The 4837-nt window shown below is 39.2% G+C and carries 3 protein-coding genes and 3 pseudogenes; 1 reads left to right on the top strand and 5 read right to left on the bottom strand.

Going from position 1 to position 4837, the window contains the following annotated elements:
• Window positions 1–203, top strand: a pseudogene (locus ACTRWI_RS21905) (IS91 family transposase); the annotation flags it as partial.
• A gap of 440 nt (window positions 204–643) precedes the next feature.
• On the opposite strand, the pseudogene ACTRWI_RS21910 reads toward ACTRWI_RS21905, so the two are convergent.
• The 5 genes and pseudogenes from ACTRWI_RS21910 to ACTRWI_RS21930 form a co-directional block, all read right to left on the bottom strand.
• Window positions 644–1663 (bottom strand): annotated as a pseudogene (locus tag ACTRWI_RS21910) (IS110 family RNA-guided transposase).
• 90 nt (window positions 1664–1753) lie between these two features.
• Window positions 1754–2032: pseudogene (locus tag ACTRWI_RS21915) on the bottom strand (transposase); the annotation flags it as partial.
• Between the two features lie 134 nt (window positions 2033–2166).
• Window positions 2167–2982, bottom strand: a complete 816-nt coding sequence (locus ACTRWI_RS21920; RefSeq protein ID WP_499133818.1) for a hypothetical protein — start codon at window positions 2980–2982, stop codon at window positions 2167–2169.
• Window positions 2969–4228: a hypothetical protein gene (locus tag ACTRWI_RS21925; protein WP_499133819.1), complete on the bottom strand. Its 1260-nt coding sequence runs from the start codon at window positions 4226–4228 to the stop codon at window positions 2969–2971. Before ACTRWI_RS21925 ends, ACTRWI_RS21920 begins: the two co-directional genes overlap by 14 nt.
• 173 nt (window positions 4229–4401) lie before the next feature.
• Window positions 4402–4542, bottom strand: coding sequence for a hypothetical protein (locus ACTRWI_RS21930; protein WP_499133820.1), 141 nt, complete (start codon window positions 4540–4542; stop codon window positions 4402–4404).
• Window positions 4543–4837: the final 295 nt, after the last annotated feature.

A 4837-nucleotide genomic window follows, 5' to 3' on the forward strand; every position in this document is an offset into this window, starting at 1 on the left:
TCTACGATGCCTTAGGCATCGCCCCTAAAGACGCACCTGAAATGCCCGGCTACGCCGCCATGTTGAAAGGGTATGTGAAGGTTGACCCGTTTGAGTGCATTCTTTGTGGGCACCGTTTAACGTTTCTTCGCTTTAGGGGTGGGGAGCCGCTGTCAGAGCTGGTCCACCATGCTCCGGTTCAAGCCCAAATCAGGTCAATTTAGGCATTTCTTAGGATGAGAGTATCTGAAATAGCGAAAACAGCATGAAAGTGTTCAACAAACACCCGTGTTTAGATTGTAGAGCAGACGTTAGGTCTGCCCGGGACTCATTCTGACGTGAGTTATGCCGCGATCGGTCAGGTAAGGAATCATTCAGATTCCTTTATATGAACCCTCCCTATTTGCAAGATCTTTAAATTCTGATTGGAGACAAGGTCAATTGCACCTATATATTCGGCCTAGTATTGAGACATACCACGAGTCTCAGGCCCTGATGGATATTTGCTTTCTACTCAACTTTATTAACCTTTCGGCTTCATGATGAGCCCACGGAATTAACAGTTTTTGAGTAGACCAGCCTGACTGTTCCACCATCATTCAAATGATCATAGCAACTTGAAAAGAAGAGTTAGTTCAAACATTTCTTAAATAAGTTAAAAAGATTAAGCACTTAACTTGATATAATCCTCGTTTTTGCTCATCACCACCCACGCATACCTTGCCAATTTATTCGCAATAGCAATACACGCTTTGTTAAACCCTCGTCTCTCTCTTAAGGAATTAGCCCAGAGACTAAATGGGTCAGATTTATTGATGCTATGCCTTAGAACCGAGCGGGCTCCATGTATCAACAACGTGCGTACATACCCATTACCTCGCTTACTAATGCCTTTTAGAGTATTTTTATCACCACTGCCATCATGCCGTGGAACAAGCCCCAAGAAAGCCGAAAGATGACGACCATTTTTGAATAACGTTGCATCTCCAATTCAAGCATAAAGCGCAGTGGCAGCTAACTCACCAATTCCTTGAATTTCATCCAACTTTTTACATGTTGATGATTGTTCACTAATGGATTTAATCCGACGCTCAATTTGGTTAATCTGTTGTTCTAGAAACAGGAATTCGTCATACAATGAAGCGAACGACTCTCTTGCCATCACTGTCAAATTGATTTCAGCATCCTCAAGTAAATAAGGAATGGTAGTTCGAAACTTATGGATCCCCCGAGGCAAGACAAAACCAAACTCAGCTAACAACCCTCTAACCTGGTTGACGAGTGCAGTACGTTGCTTAACTACTCTTTCTCTCATACGGTGGAGCATTAAAATACTCTGTTGTTCAATAGATTTGACCGCTACAAATCGCATTTGAGGGCGAGAGGCGGCTTCAGCAATCGCTTGAGCATCATTGTAATCGTTTTTATTACCTAGTCGAAAAGGAGTCACATACTGCGGAGAGATGAGTAAGACTTCATGCCCTAGTTGCTGAATTTCACGGGCCCAGTGATGTGAACTACCACATGCTTCCATTGCAATTTTACAAGCAGGTAGTTGAGCTAAAAATTGCAGTAACTGATCGCGTCGCAATTTCTTTCTCTTTACTTGACGCCCTAAATGGTTAATTGCATGTAGGTGAAAAACCGACTTCGCAATATCAATACCGATCATCGTAATGGTCATAAAACTATCTTCCTGTTATGAAACACCTATTTACCAACCTTAACACACTGGCTAAAGGCTGAGTGTGAGGCGGGAGGGTTCATACCATTAACCTTCAAGAAATACCCATTCAAAGTCAGCCATGCTAGATAAGCTTTTGAAAAGATTATCTAAAATCCCTTTCTTTGACCAAAGATTAAATCGTCTGTAAACGGTACTCCACTCTCCGAACTCAGAGGGTAGATCTCGCCAAGGAATACCTGTTCTCATTCGATAAAGTATTCTTTCAAATGTCATTCGATGTTCAGTTTTATCGTAAATACGACCTGTACTTTTCATAACTTGGAGTAGCAGTTCCCAGCGAATATCAGTTAGCATTGTTCTTGGCATGGTATTGGTTATGGTTTTACTTTTGGCGAAGCAAATTATAACTCTTTACCATGCTGTTCAAAAAACACTCACGAAAGATCAACACGCCCTAGTAACAATTATTAAATATCACATTATTCAACAATATCATTCAATTACTTACTGGACTGTGAACTGCGACCCGTAGTAGAATATTTACCAATCGTTACGGTGACACTGATCGTTTCGGTGCCACTTAATAATTCATTTTGAGTTCTCTCGTCAGGCCATTTTGATTTAAAAACGATTTGCTGTTTTACACTATCACAACTTATATGTTTAAAATTGAAATCAGCATTTCCAGTAAAATCGTAATCAAACGAATATTTCGCTCGGCAAAAATCGAAATCGGGATCACTAGGGAACAATCTAATGTTTACATATAAACCTATATACCGATATTTTGCGAAACTCAGGTCCAATCGGGGTTGAATCTCACGTACATAAAATGGAATACTTACTGTGTTACTTTCAACACCTGAATTCTTTTCTGCAGTAGCTGAAAGTGTATAATCTCCTGATAACGATGGCAATGAAGGACTAAATTCAAAATTATCCTCACCAATCAAATTTTCAAAAGTGATATTACCCCTTTTAATAGTTGTACCATTACTATCTTTAATAATTTTCCAATTTAGACTGATGTTTGATGGCTGGTGACTTGAGTCGTTATATAAAATTGAACCATCAACTAACATCTGGGAGGTCTGCTCAAACTCAAGCTGGTTTAAAAAAAATCTTTTAATAAAGAATCTTATATCTGGGTGTTGAGTGTCTCCATCGAGATTACGATTATTCAAGCTAATCGCTTCTTCTATTTTAGATATTTTTATCTTAGAATGTTTGTATAACAATAAATTAAATTCGGCCTGTTCTGCATGTGAAATGAACGTTATAAAAAAGAGTGATAAAAGAAGTTTACGTAAAATCATCATCACCTCCTGGTTCTCCGTCAACCCCTACAGAACCGCAAACATTATTAAATTTATTACCCCAACTGTCGTAGGTGTCTATTGTATCAATAAACTTAACACCTAAATTATTGTCATAAAGTTGACTGACGTCTGTCAATTGTGGATTTACTTGCATTTTATTGTAGGCATCTAATGCTGATTGACAAATTTTGATCTTATTCTTTGTTTTGAACCTATCGGTAGTAAGTATCAAATAATCAGTAAAGGCGTAGTATTCATCGTCACCAAGAATGTTAATTTTTATGTTTGTAGTTACGCTGTCAAAAGTACCGTTAAAGCCTTTTTTTATAATGGCAACCACGACATCTTTTTCAACAACCTCACCATTGTATTCGATGCTGATGAGCTGATTAGACATAGATGATATCAAAACCATGTCATTATCAAACTCATCTTTCCCCCAATTATTGTTGACACCAACCAATTGTGTTTTTAGTTCACTAAGTTCGGACGGAAAACCTCCCGCTCTATTATAGTGTTCTATCGCTTCATTTTCAAACACACCATCAATTGTCCAGCCTCGCTGGTTGTTGCTACCCTTTTCTCCCGCAATCATCTTTAAAATCTCCGATGAGTATTTCAATGTACTGTTGAAGCCATTACCACGACTATCAATTCGTGACGATTCATCATTCATCAATCGTTTGTTATGGTTTAACAATGCGTACAACAGATTTTTATCTTCTTCACTGTTCAGATCTCCGTACAAATTTTCAAGTGTGTATTCAGGATGACTCTGCGTGTGGAAAGTAATAAATCTATGATCTTTCAATCTCTCAGTGATATGAGTACGGCCAACGAGATTGAATTGCAATAACCAGTCACGGAAAACACACCAGTCATTTAGCACGTCAGCAGAGATCGTTTCCGCTCCCCAAACATCTAGTGAAGCTCTAATTTTCCAATTGCTACTAGATGTATCACCTTTGGGCTTGAGATAAATCAATTCTACATCGCGGCGATTAGGATCTACCTTAAATGCTTTTAGGGCAGAGTGTTCCATAAGTACTGCGTATACATTGAATGGTAATTCTGAAAAATCGAGCTTTAGAACAGGCACATAATTTTTTCGCGTTGCTGCAGCGTTTATTTCATCTCGTATTTTCTCGAATGAGCCAGAAAGATACTTACTCCCTTCATCAAGCATCATAGGCAATTTTGCTTCTGGGTGAGCATTAGACAAGACCACTTCGGCGTCTTTCATTTCTAAACTTGCCCTTTCAATAATTTGAGGAGGTATATCTGGCATCTTTGACGAGAATGTTTGACTGATCGCCGTTCGAATGCTCTTGTGAAGAAAGCACCTTAAAGGTTCGCCTTGGTCGGCCTGCTTTCGAAACTGAGTCGATTGAAGTAAGTCTGCATGTCCTTTATAGCCTAAAGACTGAGCCAGTCATTACGTTTGAATGCGCTCAGAACTTTGGTTTTGGACTCTTTTGCCATAAGAGATGCAAATGACTTGGCGATATTTTTGAATGCATCCGTTTGAGACGGATAAATTGGGTATGGAGTATCCATAAGTTAATCCCTTCACTTAGCTTAAAATTTTTGCTACGTCCACCTCGCGCAAACACAGCCATTAGTTTCAGGTTAACTGGTTTGCGGTATCACGTTTTGGCACTGGTGGATGCCGAGGAAAACGCTCAAACCTCATGGACTTAATCTAACAGGTTCAGCGAATATTTCAAACAAGAAAAAAGGCGCTCCGAAATGGAACGCCTTTGTTTTTTTAGATTATCTTTTAGTTACTAGGAGCCCCCTTATCGAGTAGTAAAGAGTCTCCCGCACCTTTTCTTACAGCATCTAAGTCAAC

It is taken from the genome of Pseudoalteromonas sp. G5_S1_14_S5 (assembly GCF_054968605.1).